Below are 19,810 nucleotides of genomic sequence, written 5' to 3'. Positions count from 1 at the left end.
TCTTTTCGCATTATCGAATACGCGGATGTCCGGGCGAGCGCTCAGATATTTCATCCCAGGATTTCGAACTAGAACACGTTTCGGTCTCGTGGGGCGAAATGCCTGCGGCCGGTGACGGCTATCACTAGCCTGTTGCCACCCGGCTCCTTCGTGCTGGCTCGCCGTAGATCTGGACGAGATGCCGTGGCTAGAAAGGCATCTCGACCATGAGTTCGACCACCACCGCGGCCCCGCCGACCATTCTCACCGGGCTGTGGCAGCGCAAGCTACCGCACTATCCCGATACCCCCGCCCGTTCCTGGTATCTGACCGTCGTCGTCATCACCTCGATCGCGCTCTACTACCAGTTGTTCGTCACCGGCGCGGTGGGCAATGAGCTGATCGCCTATTTCGACCTCTCGTTCGCCTACTTCGTCTGGATCTTCATCATCGGCGCCGCGTTCGGCGCGGCCGCCTCGGTGCTCGCGGGAGTGCTCGACCGGTGGGGACGGGCCAATATCGTCGCCTACGGCGTGGTGATCTGCTCGCTGCTGACGCTGTTCGCGGTGCCCGCGACCACCACCAAGGAGCAGTACCTCGTCGTCTACTGCCTGGTGAGCATCGTCGAAGGCGCGGTCCTGGTGGCCACGCCCGCGCTCATTCGTGACTTCTCGCCGCAGCTCGGCCGCGCCTCCGCCATGGGCTTCTGGACTCTCGGGCCGGTGATCGGCGCCCTGGTCACCACTCAGATCTCCACCCGGACGCTGGACGCGCATCCCGACTGGCAGTACCACTACCGGCTGTGCGGGGTGATCTGCCTCGTCATCGCGGTGATCGCGGTCGTCGGCCTGCGTGAGCTCAGCCCGCGACTGCGCGATCAGATCATGGTGTCGCTGCGCGACCGGGCGTTGATCGAGGCGCGGGCCCGCGGACTCGATGTGCGCGCACTGGAACAGGGGCAGTGGCGCCAGATGCTGCATCTCGACATCGTCGGGTCGGCGCTGGCCATCAGCCTCTTCCTGGCGTTCTTCTATACGATCGTGTCCTTCCTGCCTGTCTACATGGCTACCAATTTCGGCTTCAGCCCGGCCAAGGCCAATGCGCTCGGCAACTGGTACTGGACCGCCAACGCGCTGGCCCTGGTGCTGGCGGGCATCGCCTCGGACTACCTGAAGGTGCGCAAGCCGTTCATGATCGTCGGCGCCCTGATCAGCCTCGTCGGCATGTATCTGTTCATCGGGTACACCGACGAGCCCGGCACCGACTACTACACCTTCGCCTGGGTTTTCGTGATCATCGCCGTCGGCACCGGCATCGCCTACTCGACCTGGATGGCCAGCTTCACCGAGACCGTGGAGCAGCGCAATCCGGCGGCGACCGCGGTGGGCCTCGCGGTGTGGGGTGGCACGCTGCGCAGCGTCGTCACCGTGGTGCTTCTCGGCCTGCTCGTGGTGGTGAACGCGGCGGGTCCGCTGGTCAACCACGGTCCGCGGCTGCACGAGATCCAGTCGAAGTACGGTCCGCAGTTGGCGACGATCCAACAGGGCGGGCCGGAAACCCTTGCGGCATTGGGGGAGAACCCGAACGATCAGGTGGCCATGGTGACGGCGCTGAACAAGCTGACCGGTGCGTCGCCCGCCGAGATCCAGCAGGCGTTCGTGCTCAGCGGCCGATACACCGACGAACTCGCGACGCTGCAGGCCATCGAACCGGCCACGCAGGCGGCACTCGCCGCGAACCCGCAGGACGGGACCGCCGGGCTCGCGGCGGTGGGGCAGGTGGCGAAGAAATTCGGTATCCCGCCGGATCAGGCGATCACCCGGCTCACCGCGGTCCAGCAGATTCCGCCCGCCGACCTCGCTGTTCTCGGCAGTGTGGGTGCGAAGCTCGAGCAGGCGGGCCAGCAGCTCCAGGCGGTCGGCACCATTCCCGCCGACGATCAGGCCTATCTGGCCGCGCACGCGAAAGAAGTCCAGCAGGCTCAGGCCGATTCGCCGAACCAGTGGGAGCGGTGGTGGTGGATCTGCCTGATCGCCCAGATCGCGTTCCTGCCGTTCGTTTTCCTGATGGCAGGGCACTGGAACCCGAAGAAGGCGGCGGCCGAGGCCGACGCGCACGATCGGCTGGTGCAGCAGGAATTGGCGGCGCTGACGCCGCTGCCGAGCGGGCGGTAAGCACCCGCCGCCGGGGTGACCTCGATCCGATCAGCACCCGGGACGCCGTCCGCGAGTTCCACCTCGTCGACGCCGTCTCGGGTGGTCAGCGGGGGATGGCGGAGGGTATCGGGTGGTCCGGCTCGAGCGCGGGCAGGCCGTCGAGGCTGGTCGCGTTGTCGCCGACGATGCGGCGGGCGAAGTCGTCGTCGCTGCGGCCGCCGTGCAGTTTGTCCAGCACCGGCCGTTCGTCGACGAGCTCGAGGTACGGGACCGAATAGCCGCAGGAGTCGGCGATGCGGTCGACGGTGATGACGATGGCGCCGCGGAGGCCGGGATGCTGGAGACCGAAATGCGGTCGGAGGGTGTCGAATTCGGCGGAGTCCGGGCGCACCAGCCGGCCGGTGCCGAAGAGCCGCAGGATCCGCGAGGTGCGGGAGAACGAGCAGAACATCACCGTGATGCGCCCGTTGTCGCGCAGGTGCGCGATGGTTTCCGCGCCGCTGCCGTAGAGATCGAGGTAGGCGAAGGTGTGGTCGTCGAGCACGGCGAAGGTGTCGCGGTAGCCCTTGGGGGACAGGTTGACTCGGCCGCCTTCGGAGGGTGCGGTCGCGACGAAGAACATCGACTGCTCACCGATGAACTTGCGTAGTGCGTCGTCGAGATGCGAGAAGACCTTCGCCATCCGGGCCCTTTCCCTAGCCGTCCCATCACAGGACTCCGGGTTCGAGCGTAACTCCGGAGGTGAGGGCCGACGGGCGGCTGAGGCTCAGATCACGTGCCGGCCCGTGACGCGGGTCCTGCCCGTCATCCGAGTGTTTCGAGCCCGGCGTCGAGCAGTAGCGGCACGGCCGCGCCGATCGTGGCGAAGCCCTCACCCACCGTCTTGCCCGCGAGGAAGCGCTGGTGAATGCCCTCCGCGATGACCGCCAACTTGAAGTAGCCGAGGGCCTGATAGAACGGCAGATGCGTCAGCGAGTAACCCGTTGCGGCGGCGTAGCGTTCGGCGATCTCCTCGGTAGACAGGAAGCCAGGGTTGGCGCTCGGCGCGTGCCGGACCCCGAGCACCGGTTCGCAGCGATCGTCCCAATAGACCTGGAGCAGGCCGAGATCGGCGAGCGGGTCGCCGAGCGTGGCCATCTCCCAGTCGACCACGGCGGCGATCCTGCCGAAGTCGTCGCGGGCCACGATCGTATTGTCCAGGCGGTAGTCGCCGTGCACGATGGTCTCGGCCGCCTGCTCCGGCAACGCGGTGCGCAGTGCGTCGGTGAGGCGGTCGAGGGCGTCGAGTTCGCGGGTGGCGACGCGGTCCCATTGGCCGCGCCAGCGTTTCACCTGGCGGCCAAGGTAGCCGGCGGGGCGGCCGAATTCGGCGAGGCCGACGGCGGTGTAGTCGACCGCGTGTAGTGCGGCGAGGGTGTCGACGAGCGCTTCCGCGCAGGCGCGGGCCTGCTCGGTGGTGAGTGCCGCGGTTTGGTCACCGTCTTGCAGGACGTGGCCGTCTACGAACGAGACGACTGCGAACGGGACACCGATCACCTCGGTGTCCTCGCACAACGTGACCGTCTGCGCGACAGGCACATTCGTGTCCTGCAGCGCGGCGACGATGCGATATTCGCGAGCCATGTCGTGCGCGGTGGGGGTGAGCGGGCCGAGTGGCGGGCGGCGCAGCACCCAGTCGTTGGTCCCGTCGTCGAGGCGGTAGGTGAGGTTGGATTTGCCGCCTTTCAGCAGCGATGCCGTCAACGGTCCTGCGGTTTGCGGCACGTGCGCCTCGAAATACCGTTGCAGCGCAGGCAGATCGAGGCCGGCGAGGGCCGCGGTCACCGGGTCACCTGCTCGATGGGCCGGCGCTCGCTGCACGTCATCCGAGACGCTCGATGATGGTGGCGTTGGCCAAACCGCCTGCCTCGCACATGGTTTGCAGGCCGTAGCGGCCGCCGGTGTGTTCGAGATGATTGACCATGGTGGCCAGGATACGGGTGCCCGAGGCGCCGAGGGGATGGCCGAGGGCGATCGCGCCGCCGCGCGGGTTCAGCTTGGCCGGATCCGCGCCGAGCTCGTGCTGCCACACCAGCGGAACCGGGGCGAACGCCTCGTTCACCTCGTAGGCGTCGATGTCGTCGATGCTCAGGCTTGCCCGCTCCAGCACCTTGCGGGTGGCCGGGATGACGGCGGTCAGCATGAGCAGTGGGTCGTCGCCGACCACCGAGAAGGAGTGGAACCGTGCCCTGGGGCGTAAGCCCAGCTTGTTCGCCGCCTCCTCGCTCATGATCAACGCGGCCGACGCGCCATCGGTCAGCGGGGAGGAGTTGCCCGGCGTGATCGACCACTCGATCTCCGGGAACCGCTGGGCGAACTGGTCGTCCACGAACGCGGGCTTCAGTCCCGCCAGGCCCTCGGCGGTGGTGGTGGGGCGGATGGTCTCGTCCGCGGTCAAGGTGCCCGCGGCGACCAGCTCGTTCCCGAATCCGCCTGCCGCGGCCGTTTCCGCGGCCAGCCGGTGCGAGCGTGCCGCGAACTCGTCGAGCGCGACCCGGTCGAACTTCCACCGCGCACTGATCACCTCGGCCGCGATGCCTTGCTGCACAAGGCCTTCCGGATACCGATGCGCCAGCGGCCCCTTGTTCGCATCTTTGCCCTGGGCGTTGGAGAACATCGGCGCCCGGCTCATCGACTCCACCCCGCAGGCGATCGCGATGTCATACGCCCCCGCGATCACCCCCTGCGCCGCGAAATGCGCCGCCTGCTGGCTCGACCCGCACTGCCGATCCACCGTCGTCGCGGGCACCGACTCCGGGAACCCCGCGGCCAGCGCCGCCGTCCTGCTGATGTTGAACGCCTGCTCACCGCTCTGCGTCACACACCCGCCGACCACGTCATCGACCAGCGCCGGATCCAGCCCGTTGCGCGCCACCAACTCGGCCAGCACCCCGGCGAGCAAGGTAGCCGGATGCACCCCCGACAACCCACCCCCGACCTTCCCTTTGCCCGACGGGGTACGAACGACATCGACGATGACGGCGGACCTCATAGCCCTCTCCGATCAGCTAAGTTAGTTGCGATTCTCGTCTAAGTTAACACGGATTCGCAGTGTGCGGGATCGAGAAGGCAGAGGTCTGCTGGACGTTGCTCGATCAGTTGCCGAAGATCGCATCCAGCGAGTCGGCTGCCATCGCCATATCGCCCCATTCCTCCAACTGGACGGTATCTAGACACGATTCAACGCGTATGCGGAGTTCGTCCGAGACGGCGAATCCCCGTGCAGCAAGGACGCGCAACAACATCTTCGCTTCGCCTTCGGCGCGTCCTTGGTCGAGCAGACCGTCTATCCAGTCGTCGCGGTAAGTAGGGCTGGTCATGATTCTCCCGATTGACGACAGCTTGGTTAAAAGTCGAAGACTTCATCCAGCGACTTGGCGACCACCGCTTTGTCGAGCCAGGCTTCTAGCTGTCCGGTATCCGAGGTGGAAAGGATGTGCTCGCGGACGTCATCCGCAACCGGAAATCCACGAACGGCGAGGACCCGCAGTAGCGACTTCGCTTCGCCTCTTGCTTCTCCTTGGTCGAGCAGACCGTCGACCCAGTCGTCACGGTAAGTAGGGCTGGCCATGAGTTCCTCCAGGGCTTTTCTGGCCGCGTCCGAGGCGGCGTGCCGGACAAATCGAGTGTATGTCGTGCGGGTCTCGCGATCGAGGGTGGCGAGTTTATCGAGGACCAGGCGGCGGTTGGCGTCTTCGGTGAGGTCTAGGGCGTGGGTGAGGGCGGCTAGGACGGTGAGTTCGGGGGCTACGCCTGCGAAGGCTGGGTTGGTGGGATCGGGGGTGTTGTGTGGGCCGATGACGATGGGGGCGAGGCTGAATCCGGGGTGGCCGGTGTGGATGGTGCGGCTGCAGGCGTGTGCGGTGGCTGGGCTGGCGGCGATGACGACCAGGACGGCGTCGCAGTCGTGCTGGGATTGGGCGACCGCGACGTAGGCCGGCCAGGCCCGGCGTTTGCCGCGTTTGGGTGGGGCCGATTGGGATTCGGTGATGATGGCGAGCTTGTCGCCGTCGATGCCACGCAGCAGCGTGACGGCGTCGGCACGGAACTCGGGCGGGTTGCAGGTGCTGAGGTTGCTGTCGCTGATCGTGGCGGTGGCTCCAGCGGGTAGCCGAATGCCGGTATCCGCCAGTAGCGCGGCCGCCAATTCCGGGTTGTGGCGCAACAATTCGAGGGGCGCTTCGTGGTGGATGCTCGGCATGGCGGGAACAGTGCCACCGCGCACCGACAGACTTTTCCGGCTCCGGCCGCGTCCAGTGCAACACGCCGCCGAGCACTGCACCCCGTTTGATCAGCGGTTTTCCGACAGCCGCTGGTCGCGCCGTCGAGGGTGTGGAAATTATGCTGAATAGGTATGAGTTTCAGTGGCTTTCAGTGCGGCCCAGAGTTTCAGGCCGGGGCGCAGGCGTAGGTCGGCGACGGTGGCGGGGGTCACGTCGGCGAGGACGGGTGGGGTGCCGTCCAGGCGCAGGCGGATGGTGTGCGCGTGCTGTTCGATGCCGGAGATGGTGACCGGCCAGGCGTTGCGCGGGCTGCCGGTGGGGTGGTCGGGGTGCAGGCTGACGGCGGTGGGGGCGAAGGCGACGTGCACCGGGCCGGTGCCGGGCTCGGCGACGATGAGGGTGCCGCCGGTGTCGAGCTCGACGGTGGTGCCGTGGGCAATGCCGCGATACAGGTTGAGGCCCACCAGGTTCGCGACGTAGTCGGAGCGCGGGCGGCGCGCGACCTCACTCGGGGAACCTTCCTGGACGACCACGCCGTTTTCGAGGATGACGAGCCGGTCGGCCAGCACCATGGCGTCGAGCGGGTCATGCGTGACCAGCACGGTATGGCCGGGATAGTCGGCGAGATGGTGGGCGAGGTCGGAGCGCACGCGCAGTCGGGTGCTTGCATCGAGCGCGGCCAGCGGCTCGTCCAGCAGGAGCAGTGCGGGCTCGGTGGCCAGCGCGCGAGCGAGGGCGACGCGTTGGGCTTGGCCGCCGGACAGGGCACGCGGTTTGGCGTGCACGTGGTCGGCGAGGCCGACGCGGTCCAGCCACTGCATGGCGCGGGTTCGCGCGGCGGCGCGGCGATGGCCGCGGGCGCGCAGGCCGAACGCGACATTGTCCAGCGCGCTCAGATGCCCGAACAGCAGATAATCCTGGAAGACCACGCCGACTTCACGATGCTCGGCAGGCACGAACACCTTCGGTGGTGCGTCCCAAGTCTTTTCACCGATTCTCAGCATCCCGTCGGTGAGTGGTGTCAACCCGGCCAGCGTCCGCAACGCGGTGGTCTTACCAGCACCGTTGGGGCCGAGCAGGGCGACGACTTCACCAGGCGCCACCGACAACTCGACATCGAGATCGAAATCGCCGCGCGTCACCCGTAATTCGGCGTGCAACGTCATGCGGCGCCTCGAATCCACCGCTCGCGCAAGGCGACCAGCACGGCGACCGACACCGTGAGCAGCACCAGGCTGAGCACGATCGCGTCCGCCGGATCGGTTTCCAGGGCCAGGTAGACCGCCAGCGGCATGGTGGTCGTTTTCCCGGGAAAGTTGCCGGCGAACGTGATCGTCGCACCGAATTCGCCCAACGCGCGCGCCCAGCACAGCACCGCACCTGCCACGACACCCGGCAGCACGGACGGCAGCGTCACCCGTCGGAAGGTCAACCAGCGCGACGCGCCCAAAGTCGCCGCCGCCTCCTCGAAGCGCGGATCCGCCGCTCGCAGTGCGCCTTCCACCGAGATCACCAGAAAGGGCATCGCCACAAAAGCTTCCGCGAGCACCACCCCTGCCGTCGTGAAAGGCAGTGAGACGCCGAACCATTCGTACAGATACTGACCGACCAGCCCGCGTCGGCCGAGCACCAGCAGCAGCGCGACACCGCCGACCACGGGCGGCAGCACCAGCGGCACGGTCACCAGCGCCCGCAACACCGCGCGACCGCGCAGCTCACCGCGCGCGAGCAGCCACGCCAACGGCACGCCGAGGATCAGGCAGATCACCGTCGCGAGGCTCGCGGTCACGAGCGAAAGCTGCAGGGCCTGACCGACTTCGGCATCGAGCAGGCGATCCGGCATGCTGCGCCACGGTGCCCGCACCAGCAGCCCGACCAGGGGAACCAGCAGAAACGCCAGGGCGAACAGCGCGGGCAAGACGAGCACCAGCGGGCGTCGTCCCCGCACCGCCCGGCGTCGCGTCACGGTGCGTCGAATCCCGCCTCGGCGAACACCGCCCGCGCCTGCTCGGACCGCACGAAGTCGACGAAGGCCACGGCGGCAGCCGAATTGGGCGCGTTCGCGAGCGGCGCGATCGGGTAGTCGTTGATCGCCGCGGCCGCCTCGGCGAAGTCGATGCCCTCGACCTGCGCCCCCGCGGCCAGCACATCGGTCCGGTACACCAGCGCGGCATCCACCTCGCCCAGCCTGACCTTGGTCAGCACCGCTTTCACGTCGGCCTCGCGGGTATCGGGCTGCGGCGTGACGCCCGCGGCCGCAAATACCGTCTTCGCGGCGGCCCCGCACGGCACCTGTTCGGCGCACAGCGCGAGCTTCGGCTCGGTCTTACCGAAGTCGGCCAGGCCGGTGATGCGTCCGGGATTTCCCTTGGGGACCGCGATCTCCAGCCGGTTGCGCACGAAGGTGCTCGGCGCGCCGGTCACCTCGCCCTTGTCCCGCACCTGCTGCATGTTCTTGGGCGCCGCGGCGGCGAAGACGTCGGCGGGTGCACCCTGGTTGATCTGCTCGGCCAGCGCCGAACTGGCACCGAAGCTGTAGACCACGCGGACGCCGGGGTGCGCGGCCTCGAACTGCTTGCCCAACTCGGTGAAGGTCTCGGTCAGCGAGGCCGCGGCGAACACCGTGACGGTGCCGCCGAGCTGACCTGCGTCGGCGGGCGCCGCTCGGTCGTCCGTGCAGCCCACCACGGTCAGTACGGTCACCGCGGCAACAGCAGCGGCGCTCAGCGCGCGAATCATGCTCGACCTCATCAACTTTCCGGGATCTCTACCACGACGTGAGTCGACTTGACCGACGCCACCGCGACGCTGCCGACCTCGAGCCCGAGTTCGTCGACCGATTCCCGGCTGAGCAGCGACACCAGCCGGAACGGTCCGGCCTGCATCTCCACCTGCGCCATCACCGTGTCCTTGAGCACCCGCGTCACGATGCCGCGCATCCGATTGCGTGCGGACGCGGCAACGGTGACGCCCGGTTGGGGGGTCTCCGCATTGGCCTGCAGGAATTCGGCCAGTTCGCGCCCGCGCACCCCCTTGCGCCCGTTGCCGAGCTGGATCGCGGTCAGCTTGCCCTGCTCGATCCACCGCCGCACGGTGTCGTCACTGACACCTGCCAGCACCGCCACCTCACTGATCCGCAAATCCGACACGATTCGTAGTTTATTGCCGCATCTGCGGAAAGCAAGAGCCAGTTACCCGGAGTGCAGGCTTGCCGGCGCGCGCCCTGTCCCCGGCCGCGTTCGTTCCGGCCATCTGGCGGAGCTCATCCTCGTGACCGCACGAAGCCGGCGTGCCCTCGTGACCGCACGACGCTGGTGTGCCGGGCAGAACCGTCTTAATAAGCGCAATCCATTACGCCCGCATGACCGCTTTTTCCGATATGTGCCGAATGTGATCGGTGTGGCGCAATTGTCGGTGAACTGTCTCACAACATACGTCGACCGAACTATTGCCCGACAAGGCAAAAACCCCTGTCCGCCACATGATTTCGCACCGTAGTCGCGCATTCCCGTGGACTGGCCACCGGTGATCAACCGGCGCGAGTTCACCCGGCGATCATTACATTGGAGAGGGTTTCGCAGTCCCATCTGATGGAGGAATTTCGGTGCCGCTTATCGATCTGGGTTCGTCCGCTTTGAATCTCGCGAACGTCGTGACGTCCATTGCCGCCAACATCACCTACCTGTTGCAGGCCTGGCACGTCATCTAATCGATCTTGTGACCCGGCGGCACCTCGGCCGCCGGGCGCAGGTTTAAGGTCCAGGCCGGTTGGTTCGAACCGGCGACTGGTTCGCTTATCGCCCTAATACGTTGTCTCAGAGCTTAATCCGGCTACCGCGAGCCCCTGGTTGTTGTTATGGTGACGCCAAGCCCAGGGAGGCGATGCTTGGTGTTTGTGGGGCGCACCGATCTACTCGAATTGATCGACACATTGATCGAGGTTCCGGCGACCGACGCGGTACGGCCGCCGAAGCCGGTCCTGGTCGTGGAAGGATGCGGCGGCTCCGGCCGGACCGCCCTGCTGAACAAGGTCCTCGACAAGTGGAAAGGGCACACGCCCTCGGTGCTGGTCCGGCCGCTGGAACGCCCCTTCGACGTGCACAATCCGCTGCGGACCGTGCTGGCCGCGGCCATGCTCGGGCTCAGCGCCGACATCCCCGGTTACGCCGTCGCGTTCCATCGGGTGGTCATCGCGCAGATCGTCATCGCCGAGGATTTCAATGGCGTCCCACCCGAGGAGCAGCTCAACCAGCTGCACCTGCTGCTCAACCGGTACAAGCGCCGCTCGGCCCTCATCGGATTCGTCCGCAACCTGATCAATCTGGCCGGGTCGCTGGCCGCCAACATCCAGGTGCCCGGCGCCCAGGTGATCGCACCGGGGGTGGCCAACGCGATCTCCGACGCGGTGGTCGACCGGTTGATGGGCGGCCGGCTGATGAGCAGGTTCACTTGGGGGCCGAACGCCGCGTGGTTCGCCCACCAGGACCTCGGCCTGCGCCTGGATGCCGAGCACACGCTGATCGAGCTGAGCAACAACGCCAGAAGTACCGATCCGATCATCCGACGTGGGGTCGACGACGTGCTGGTCGGCGCGTTCCTCGCGGACCTGCGGCACAGCGTCGCCAAGGTCAACTGGCGCACCTCGAATATTCTGGTGCTCATCGACGACGGTGACGCGTCGGCGGCCACCTCCTTCACCGGTTCCTTGCTGCGGGTCCGGCAGTCGATCGCGGCGACCAACGCCCGGCTGTCCGATCCACTCGCGCTGGTAACCGTCAGCTCCGGTGCGCTGGTCGACGGGCTGGTCGGGCAGGTGCCCGCGCCGACGGTGTTGCCCGAACCACTCGCGCCGCCGCGGATCGCGGCCGCCGGATCGCCGTGGGCCCGGGTGCGGTTGCCGGAACTCGGCCTGAGCGATGTCCAGTTGATGGCCAAGGATGTCGACCCGTACCAGTCGGAGAACATCGGCGCATCGATCTACCGGCTCACCCGAGGTCATCCCGCGGGCACGGACTACCTGCTGCGCCGGATCAAACACGACCACGACTTGCTCGGCGACCTCGACGGCCTGCTCCAGAGTCCGGGACCCGAATCCGGCACCACCGTCGAGCAGTATCTGTTGCGCGTCTTCGTTCGGGGCCTGAGCGTGCACAAACTCTTCCGCCGGGAGCTGGCGACCGCGCTCGTCACGGTTGCGGCGGCCAGGCACAAAACCGAGGCGCAAGGTCTGGTCGCGCTGCTGCCCGCCGGGGTCGAGCACGATTCGCCGCTGTTCCAGTTGCGGTCGATGTGGTACGTCACTCCCGGCGGCGAGGATCGACTGCCGGCGCTGGCGCGACTGCTCGGCCTGCGCGCGCTGGCCGCCCGCACCGAAGGGCAGGACTGGGCAAGGGTTTTCGGCCAACTGCGCGACAACGTCGCCGCCGATGATCGGGCGAGCAGACTGCACCACACTCGCCTGCTGAGCGGTCGCGGCGCGGTGGTCGACGAGCTCGCCGAGCTGTTGCCCGAGTTGCCGTCCGCGCAGTGGTTGCGGTTGTTCGACGAGGTAGTCGAGACACCGCACCCATCCGCGCGCGATCGCGATCTGATCGACGGCGACGATCGCGCGCACACCTTGCGCGAGTACCTCGCGGTCCTGGTCGCGCTGGTGCCCGCGTTCGAGTCGGATATCCGGATCACCGCGCCGGAGCAGAAGTCGCTGCTGTGTTCGCGGATCGAGCACAGCTACGAGAAGCTAGCCGATCATGCCCCGCAGAAGCTGCCATTTCTGGTGCGCGCCAACAGATATCACGGCCTCGCTGACCAATTCCAGTGACCCGCTGCGGCGGAAGGAGACCCGATCGTGGCATCACGATACCGGCTAGGCATCTTCCCGAAGCGTGACCGCCCCTTCCCGCGTCCGTGGACCGACTGGGTGCGGTTGGGGCTGGTGCTGACCCTGCTGCTGTTGGCGGGTGCCGGGTTCGGCTTCCGTGGGCCGCTGCACCATCTGGCCACCTGCAACGAGAGCTGGCTGCCCGACTCCGGCGCCTGGCAGGCCGGCGCGCGCTGTGTCGGATTATCCGAAGGGCCTTACGCTTTCGAGGTCGACGCGTTCGCCCCGGTGATGGGCGTGATCGCCGAGCAGAACCGCGCGGCCGCCGAGGAGTGCCCAGGGACCCCCGCCACCGTCGGCGTGCTGCTGACCATGACCGACGAGCTCGCGGGCAGCCGGGCCGTGCACGAACTGGAGGGCATGGCGGCCGGTCAGCGCCGGGCCAACGGCACCGGATGCCTGCATCCGATGAAGCTCGTCGTCGGTCAGATCGGTAACTACAACGGCAACGGCGACCCACTCGGGGTCGCCAGGAAGCTGGCCGACCGGGCCGATGTGGTCGCCGTCGCAGGCATCGGCCTCAGCGATCAGATCACCGCGGAGGTCGCGGACGTGCTTGCCGCGGCGAAGATTCCGATGGTCGCCGATGTGGTCACCGCGGAAGGATTCGACCAGGACGGCTCGCGCGGCGACAACCCCGAGTTCGACGGCTGCGACAAGGACATCACCTATCCACGCGGCATCGCCAGGGACTACTACTACCGAGTCGCATTCCGGGTGGCGGTGCAGGTGCAGGCCATCGGCGCGGTGGTCACCGCGCGGCCGGACTTCATCATGGTGCCGATCGGCGGCTCGGACCCCTACACCTGCACGACGTTGCCGTTTCTGCAGCGCCAGTACGGCGGCAACCTGCTCGAGGTCAAGTTCGATACGACGGAGTCGAGCACCGTGCCGCAGACCGCGAAACGCGTGTGCGCCACCGTGAAAGACGTGACGATCGCCTACATCGCCCGCGGCCGCGACCTCGGCAGGCTGCTCTACGCGCTGGACGAGGCGTACTCGAACGGCCAGTGCGCCGCGACCTCGGTCACGGTGGTCAGCACGTCGGATGGCAACCGGCTGCGCACCGTCGAGGCGGATCCGGCGCTGGAAGATCTGCGGACCAAGGCGCTCGGCTCGCGCACCTTCGCCGACGGCCGGGTGCGGATGCTGTTCACGCTGGTGGCCGGTGCGGACGGACCGCAGGCCGGCAACCCGAACTGGACCGAATTCGAGCGCACGTTCGATGAGGCGGGCTTCGACCTCGCCCACGTCGGCGACGGCTGGGCGGTCAACGCCTACGACGCCGTGACCACCATCGCCACCGCCCTGCGCAGCCTGCCTGCCACCTCGCCGGTGCAGCGCAGTCAGGTGAACGCGACGATCAGCGGCTTCTCCGCGCCGGACGCGGCGGTGCCGGGGGCGGGCGGGCCGATCATCTTCGACAACAGTGGCAACCGCACCGGTCCCGGTCCGCAGGTCGTGCGGCTGTGCCCGGTCACCACCTCGGTGGATCGGCCGCCGTACGTGCCGACGGTCGAGGCCAGGCCAGGTGAATCCGTCCCGCAGTGCGCACGCTGAACTTTGTGTGTCCGATCACGAATGCCCGTCTTTTGCTCTAGCGTGGGCACGGTTGGTGCCGAGAGGGGCTGTGGATGCGTAGCGGGATGTTGAGTCTGGCGCGGTTGCGCGAGCTGGTTGCGGTCGGGGAGATCGACACGGTGTTGGTCGCGATGACCGACATGCAGGGCAGATTGCAGGGAAAGCGTTGCGCGGCACAGTATTTCCTGGACGAGGTGGTCCAGCACGCGACCGAGGCGTGTAACTATCTGCTCGCCGTCGACGTGGACATGACGACGGTCGACGGCTACACGATGTCGTCCTGGGACACCGGATACGGGGATTTCGTGCTGCGTCCGGACCTGAACACTCTGCGGCTGGTGCCGTGGTGGCCGGGCACCGCGTTGGTGCTGTGCGATGTGGAGAAGGTGGAGCCGGCGGAGGAGCCCGTCGGGGTGTCGCCGCGGCAGGTGCTGCGCGCCCAGCTGGACCGGCTCGCCGAGCACGGGCTGCGCGCCTACGTCGGGACCGAACTCGAATTCCTGGTGTTCGACGACAGTTACGAGGCGGCGTGGTCGGCGGGCTACCGTGACCTGCGCCCGGCCAACCAGTACAACGTCGATTACTCGCTGCTCGGCACCGCGCGCATCGAGCCGTTGCTGCGCCGCATCCGCACCGAAATGTCAGGCGCGGGAATGTATGTCGAGTCGGCCAAGGGGGAGTGCAACCCCGGCCAGCACGAGATCACCTTCCGCTTCGACGAGGCGCTGGCGACCTGCGACAACCACAGCATCTACAAGACCGGCGCGAAGGAGATCGCCGCCCAGGAGGGGCGCAGTCTCTCCTTCATGGCGAAATACAATGAGCGCGAGGGCAACTCGTGCCATATTCATATCAGCCTGCGCGGTGCGTCCGGCGAGGCCGTGCTCGCGGGTGACGAGGCGCACGGATTCTCCGCACTCATGCGGCATTTCGTCGCGGGTCAGCTGGACTGCTTGCGCGAGTTCACCTACCTGCTCGCGCCGAACATCAACTCCTACAAGCGTTTCGTGCCGGGCAGCTTCGCGCCGACGGCGGTCGCCTGGGGCCGCGACAACCGGACCTGTGCGCTGCGCGTGGTCGGGCACGGGCCGTCGCTGCGGGTGGAGAATCGGGTGCCCGGCGGCGATGTGAACCCCTACCTCGCGGTGGCCGCCGCCATCGCGGCCGGGCTGCACGGTATCGAGCATCGGCTGCCACTGGAGCCGGAGTTCACCGGCAATGCCTATCGCTCGCAGCGGCCGCGGGTGCCGCGCACGCTGCGCGAGGCCGCGCAGCTCTTCGGGGACAGCAAGGTGGCGCGAGCCGCGTTCGGTGATGATGTAGTGGAGCACTACCGCAATGCGGCGCAGGTCGAGCTGGACGCCTTCGACGCCGCCGTCACCGACTGGGAGCGAATTCGTGGATTCGAACGACTCTGAGGGTCTGCGCACCGGAGTTGTGAAAAACGGCGGGCCGCGGCCCGTGATCGGCCTGCCGACCTACTTGGAGCCCGCGAAGTTCGGCTCGTGGCACGTCGACAGTGCCGTGCTGCCTGCCAGTTACGTGCAGATGGTGGTGGCGGCAGGCGGCATTCCGGTGCTGCTGCCACCGGCCGGAGTGGCCCGCCCGGAACTGGTGGCGCGCCTCGACGGACTGGTGCTGACCGGCGGGGCCGACGTGGCGCCCGCCCGCTACGGTGCGCCCGAGCATGCCCTCACCTACACCCGGCCGGACCGCGACGAGTCCGAATTCGAGCTGTTCGCACTGGCGCGGGCGGCACGGCTGCCGGTGCTCGCGGTGTGCCGGGGCCTGCAGGTGGTGAACGTGGCCTTGGGCGGCACACTGGTCCAGCATCTGCCGGATGTGGTCGGGCATGCCGAGCACTCGGGCACCGTCGGCGGCTTCACGGTCACTGAGGTGGTGACCGTGGCCGGGAGCAAGGTCGCGGCCATTGCGGGGCCACAGGTGAAGGCCAATTGCCATCACCACCAGGCGATCGACGTGTTGGCCGCGGAATTGGTGGCCACCGCGCACGCGACGGACGGCACGATCGAGGCGGCGGAGACGGCGGACGGACCGTTCTTGGTCGGTGTGCAATGGCATCCGGAGGTGGATGCGGTCGACCGCCGGTTGATCGGGGCGCTGGTCGCGGCGGCCGAAGACTATCGAAGGGAGCGGATGTCGTGACGACAGCGCAGGTGCTGAACCCGGCGACCGAGCAGGTCGTGGCGACGGTCGAGCTGGTCGGCGTGGCCGAGACCGACGCGGCGATCGAGCGGGCCCAGCGGGCCGCGCTCACCTGGCGCGAGGTGGCGCCGGGCGATCGGGCCCGGCTGCTGCGCCGGTTCGCCGAGGCCGTCGACGCGGATCTGGAGCGGCTGGCCCAGTTGGAGGTCAGCAACTCCGGGCACACCATCGGCAATGCGCGCTGGGAGGCGGGCAACGTCCGCGACGTGCTGCACTACGCGGCAGGCATGCCGGAACGGTTGCTGGGCCATCAGATTCCGGTCGCGGGCGGGGTGAACATCACCTTCCACGAACCGCTCGGCGTGGTCGGGGTGATCGTGCCGTGGAACTTCCCGATGCCGATCGCGGCGTGGGGATTCGCACCAGCACTGGCGGCGGGCAACACGGTGGTGCTCAAACCCGCCGAGCTGACGCCGCTGACCGCGATCCGGCTGGGCGAGCTCGCACTCGAAGCGGGCCTGCCGGAGCACGTCTTCCAGGTGCTGCCGGGCAAGGGGTCTGTGGTCGGGCAGCGGTTCGTGACCCACCCCGCGGTGCGCAAGGTGGTGTTCACCGGATCCACCGAGGTGGGCACCCAGATCATGGCGGGCTGCGCGCAGCAGGTGAAGCGGGTGACGCTGGAGCTCGGTGGCAAGAGCGCGAATATCGTGTTCGCCGACGCCGATCTGGCGCGGGCGGCGGCCACCGCGCCGTACGGCGTGTTCGACAACGCCGGTCAGGATTGCTGTGCGCGGTCGCGAATCCTCGTGCAGCGCAGTGTTTTCGACAAGTTCCTGGAGTTGCTCGAGCCCGCGGTGCGCGGGGTGCGGGTGGGCGATCCGACGCAGGAGTCCACCGAGATGGGGCCGCTGATCTCCGCTGCGCATCGCGACCGCGTCGCCGCCTACATCGAGCCGTCGACGAAGGTCGCGTTCACCGGTGCGCGCCCCGACGGGCCCGGATTCTGGTATCCGCCAACGGTTGTGCTGCCGGACGCGCCCACCGACCGGGTGCTCACCGAAGAGGTGTTCGGCCCGGTGGTCGCGGTCCTGCCGTTCGAGGACGAGGCCGACGCCATCCGGATCGCCAACGACACCGAGTACGGGTTGTCCGGCTCCATCTGGACCAACGACGTCGGCCGGGCGCTGCGGGTGTCGCGCGCCGTCGAGGCCGGGAACCTGTCGGTGAATTCGCATTCCTCCGTGCGGTATTGGACTCCGTTCGGCGGATTCAAGCAGTCCGGCCTCGGGCGCGAGCTCGGTCCTGACGCCGCACTCGCGTTCACCGAGACCAAGAACGTCTTCATCGCCACCCAGTGAACCTTTCTTCTACCCGACAGGAGATGCCTTGCAGCGCTTACAGGATCGAGTCGCCGTTGTCACCGGCGGCGGGAGTGGCATCGGCCTTGCCACGGTCCGTCGCTTCGCGGCCGAGGGCGCGAAGGTCGTCGTCGCCGATATCGACGCAGGCACCGGTGAGGCGGCGGCCGCCGAGGTCGCCGGCTTGTACGTGAAGGTCGACGTGACCGACGAGGCGCAGGTCGAAGCCCTGTTCCAGACCGCCGTCGACACCTATGGCGGACTCGACATCGCCTTCAACAACGCGGGAATCTCACCGCCGGAGGACGATTCGATCCTGACCACCGGTCTCGACGCATGGCGCCGGGTGCAGGAGGTCAATCTCACCTCGGTCTACCTGTGCAGCAAATACGCCATCGGGCACATGCTGGAACGGGGCAAGGGGTCGGTCATCAACACCGCCTCGTTCGTCGCGGTGATGGGTGCGGCGACCTCGCAGATCTCCTACACCGCCTCCAAGGGTGGCGTGCTCGCGATGAGCCGCGAACTCGGAGTTCAGTTCGCCCGCAACGGGATCCGGGTCAACGCGCTGTGCCCCGGACCGGTCAATACGCCGTTGCTGCAGGAGTTGTTCGCCAAGGATCCGGAGCGGGCCGCTCGTCGCCTGGTGCACATCCCGACGGGTCGTTTCGCCGAACCGGAGGAAATCGCCGCCGCCGTAGCGTTTCTCGCCAGCGACGATGCTTCGTTCATCACGGCATCCCAGTTCCTGGTGGACGGTGGGATCTCCGGTGCTTATGTGACGCCGCTGTAGTAGCGGATGGCATCGCGACCGCTGAGGTCACGCGAGCGCCGCCCCACGGTCGTCGCCGAGCATCGGGCTCGGCGACGACCGGCCATCGAGTACTACTGAGCCGCGGGAGGAGCGGCCGGGGGCGGCGGTGGCTGCAGGAGATAGTCGAGCAGGCTCAAGCTATGCGTCAGCCTGTCCACTTTCTCCGCCAGGCCGACATTAGGGGTCTGGGCGCCGGCGCCTGAGTCGGCTGCATTGTTATCGGTGCCTGTCGTGCCCGGAGGGGTTTCGCTCGGGGCTTCTGCGGCGTTCGGTGCTGACTCGCTGCCTTGGTCGCCCGCGCCCGGTGCGGGTGCGGCAGGTGCGCCCGGCGCTGCGGGGGCTGCTGGTGCGCCCGGCGCTGGGGCCGGTGCCGCTGGCGCGCCCGGCGCTGGGGCCGGTGCTGCTGGCGCGCCCGGCGCTGGCGCTGCGGGGGCTGCTGGCGCGGCAGGTGCTGGGGCTGCTGGCGCGGCCGGTGCGGCTGGTGCTGGGGCCGCGGGCGCAGCCGGTGCTGCGGGCGCTGCGGGCGCTGGTGCGGCCGGTGCGCCAGGCGCGGTCCCGTTCGGCTGGAAGGCATTGGCTCCGGCGATGCCGGCGAACAACAGTGTCGTGGTCAGGCCTGCGATGGCCGCGGTTCCGATCGTGCGTTTCATGTAGAGCCCCTTCTTATCTCGAAGTGGTCCAGGTAGTTCGGATATTCGACGCGCTGAGCGCGTATGACCGCGAGCAAGCCCTTCGACACCGTAGTGATCGGGATCAGCCCTGTTGGGGCTCACGTATTCCGCCGTCGGACTTTGTGCCTGGTGGTTGTCGTCGCCGAGCGCGACGCTCGGCGACGACGACGAACAGTTCGGGTTTCGCTTCGGCATCGGACAAACCATTCGACCACCTGGCGGCGGTGCGAAGCGTCAAGGAATGCGTCGGTGAACCGATCGGCTGTTCAACTCAGATTTGCACCAGGCATAGCGAGGACTAGCCGAAGCCCGGGAATGTCGGCATCTGGGGCAGGTTCGGGAGCTGAGGTACCGGTGGCACGCCGGGGAACTGCGGCATGCCGGGTATCCCTCCGCCGGGTGCGGTCTGTCCGCCGGGTGCGGGTGCCCCTCCGCCAGGAGTAGCCGGGTTCGCAGGATCAGCTGGGCTGGCTGGGTTAGCGGGTGCGGCCGGGTTGGCGGGTGCCGCCGGTGCCGCTGGGTTGGCGGGTGCCGCCGGTGCCGCTGGGTTGGCGGGTGCCGCCGGCGCCGCTGGGTTGGCTGGTGCCGCCGGGTTGGCCGGGTTGGCTGGTGCTGCTGGGTTAGCGGGTGCGGACGGCTGGAATGCGCTGGCACCGGCGACGCCAGTGAAGAGCAGTGTTGCGGTCGCTCCTGCGGCGGCCGCGGCTGCGATGATCCGATTCATGTGTGTAGCCCCTTCTCGTGTTGAAGTGGTACATGCGTACATGCTGATCAAACGTTCAACACAGTAGTGGCTCAGATCACAATCAGCAAAACTGGTCGGTATGGAACGGGTCCGAAGTCGGGAATTCGGTTGGTTTCGGCGCGGCCCGCCGCCGTCGTCTTGCGGAAGAATGTCGAATTGTCGGGCGGTTACGGCCCGGAATGCCGGTCGGCTCAACGCGT

Annotated in this window: 17 protein-coding genes; 8 read left to right on the top strand and 9 right to left on the bottom strand. The window is 67.8% G+C overall.

The window, feature by feature from the left end; genetic code table 11:
• Nucleotides 1-206: 206 nt before the first annotated feature.
• Nucleotides 207-2,153 carry an MFS transporter gene (locus DBO33_RS33610; protein WP_107658634.1) on the top strand — a complete coding sequence of 649 codons (1,947 nt, stop codon included), beginning with the start codon at nt 207-209 and terminating at the stop codon, nt 2,151-2,153.
• Nucleotides 2,154-2,238: 85 nt separating this feature from the next.
• Here the strand turns inward: DBO33_RS33610 and DBO33_RS33605 are convergent, their stop codons facing one another.
• The 9 genes from DBO33_RS33605 to DBO33_RS33565 all read right to left on the bottom strand — a co-directional run bounded on the left by DBO33_RS33605 (nt 2,239) and on the right by DBO33_RS33565 (nt 9,546).
• Complete coding sequence (locus DBO33_RS33605; protein WP_107658633.1) at nt 2,239-2,817, bottom strand: pyridoxamine 5'-phosphate oxidase family protein; 579 nt, start codon at nt 2,815-2,817, stop codon at nt 2,239-2,241.
• Nucleotides 2,818-2,939: 122 nt separating this feature from the next.
• The gene (locus DBO33_RS33600) at nt 2,940-3,959 is read right to left on the bottom strand and encodes a phosphotransferase family protein (protein WP_107658632.1); all 1,020 of its coding nucleotides are present in this window, start codon (nt 3,957-3,959) and stop codon (nt 2,940-2,942) included.
• Nucleotides 3,960-3,996: 37 nt separating this feature from the next.
• The gene (locus DBO33_RS33595) at nt 3,997-5,166 is read right to left on the bottom strand and encodes a thiolase family protein (protein ID WP_107658631.1); all 1,170 of its coding nucleotides are present in this window, start codon (nt 5,164-5,166) and stop codon (nt 3,997-3,999) included.
• Nucleotides 5,167-5,269: 103 nt separating this feature from the next.
• Nucleotides 5,270-5,494: a hypothetical protein gene (locus tag DBO33_RS33590; protein WP_107658630.1), complete on the bottom strand. Its 225-nt coding sequence runs from the start codon at nt 5,492-5,494 to the stop codon at nt 5,270-5,272.
• A gap of 26 nt (nt 5,495-5,520) precedes the next feature.
• Entirely contained in the window at nt 5,521-6,375 is an 855-nt protein-coding gene (locus DBO33_RS33585) for a hypothetical protein (protein WP_107658629.1), read from the bottom strand.
• Nucleotides 6,376-6,513: 138 nt separating this feature from the next.
• The gene (locus DBO33_RS33580; RefSeq protein WP_107658628.1) at nt 6,514-7,563 is read right to left on the bottom strand and encodes an ABC transporter ATP-binding protein; all 1,050 of its coding nucleotides are present in this window, start codon (nt 7,561-7,563) and stop codon (nt 6,514-6,516) included.
• A complete protein-coding gene (gene modB / locus DBO33_RS33575) occupies nt 7,560-8,363 on the bottom strand; it encodes a molybdate ABC transporter permease subunit (protein ID WP_199856831.1) in 804 nt (267 codons plus the stop codon). Before modB ends, DBO33_RS33580 begins: the two co-directional genes overlap by 4 nt.
• Complete coding sequence (gene modA, locus DBO33_RS33570; RefSeq protein ID WP_107660812.1) at nt 8,360-9,136, bottom strand: molybdate ABC transporter substrate-binding protein; 777 nt, start codon at nt 9,134-9,136, stop codon at nt 8,360-8,362. The genes modB and modA overlap by 4 nt, the downstream gene beginning before the upstream one ends.
• Nucleotides 9,137-9,147: 11 nt before the next feature.
• Nucleotides 9,148-9,546 (bottom strand): TOBE domain-containing protein, encoded by a 399-nt coding sequence (locus tag DBO33_RS33565; protein WP_107658627.1) that lies wholly within the window; start codon nt 9,544-9,546, stop codon nt 9,148-9,150.
• Nucleotides 9,547-10,283: 737 nt separating this feature from the next.
• Here DBO33_RS33565 and DBO33_RS33560 point away from each other — a divergent pair.
• From DBO33_RS33560 to DBO33_RS44245, 7 genes are all read left to right on the top strand, one after another.
• Nucleotides 10,284-12,215, top strand: coding sequence for a hypothetical protein (locus DBO33_RS33560; protein WP_159080656.1), 1,932 nt, complete (start codon nt 10,284-10,286; stop codon nt 12,213-12,215).
• A gap of 27 nt (nt 12,216-12,242) precedes the next feature.
• A complete protein-coding gene (locus tag DBO33_RS33555; protein WP_234391179.1) occupies nt 12,243-13,835 on the top strand; it encodes a type 1 periplasmic-binding domain-containing protein in 1,593 nt (530 codons plus the stop codon).
• A gap of 74 nt (nt 13,836-13,909) precedes the next feature.
• Nucleotides 13,910-15,274 (top strand): glutamine synthetase family protein, encoded by a 1,365-nt coding sequence (locus tag DBO33_RS33550; RefSeq protein WP_107658624.1) that lies wholly within the window; start codon nt 13,910-13,912, stop codon nt 15,272-15,274.
• Nucleotides 15,255-16,022 carry a gamma-glutamyl-gamma-aminobutyrate hydrolase family protein gene (locus DBO33_RS33545; RefSeq protein ID WP_234391178.1) on the top strand — a complete coding sequence of 256 codons (768 nt, stop codon included), beginning with the start codon at nt 15,255-15,257 and terminating at the stop codon, nt 16,020-16,022. Before DBO33_RS33550 ends, DBO33_RS33545 begins: the two co-directional genes overlap by 20 nt.
• Nucleotides 16,019-17,380, top strand: coding sequence for an aldehyde dehydrogenase family protein (locus tag DBO33_RS33540; protein ID WP_107658622.1), 1,362 nt, complete (start codon nt 16,019-16,021; stop codon nt 17,378-17,380). The genes DBO33_RS33545 and DBO33_RS33540 overlap by 4 nt, the downstream gene beginning before the upstream one ends.
• A 28-nt stretch (nt 17,381-17,408) precedes the next feature.
• Complete coding sequence (locus DBO33_RS33535) at nt 17,409-18,173, top strand: 3-oxoacyl-ACP reductase (RefSeq protein ID WP_107658621.1); 765 nt, start codon at nt 17,409-17,411, stop codon at nt 18,171-18,173.
• A 1,175-nt stretch (nt 18,174-19,348) separates the two neighbouring features.
• Entirely contained in the window at nt 19,349-19,489 is a 141-nt protein-coding gene (locus DBO33_RS44245; RefSeq protein WP_234391177.1) for a hypothetical protein, read from the top strand.
• The last annotated feature ends 321 nt before the right edge of the window (nt 19,490-19,810 follow it).

The organism is Nocardia suismassiliense, assembly GCF_900269665.1.
GTDB classification, from domain to species: Bacteria; Actinomycetota; Actinomycetes; order Mycobacteriales; family Mycobacteriaceae; genus Nocardia; species Nocardia suismassiliense.
Note: the sequence above shows the minus strand (reverse complement) of the source record. Positions and strands in the feature narration are given on the sequence as shown.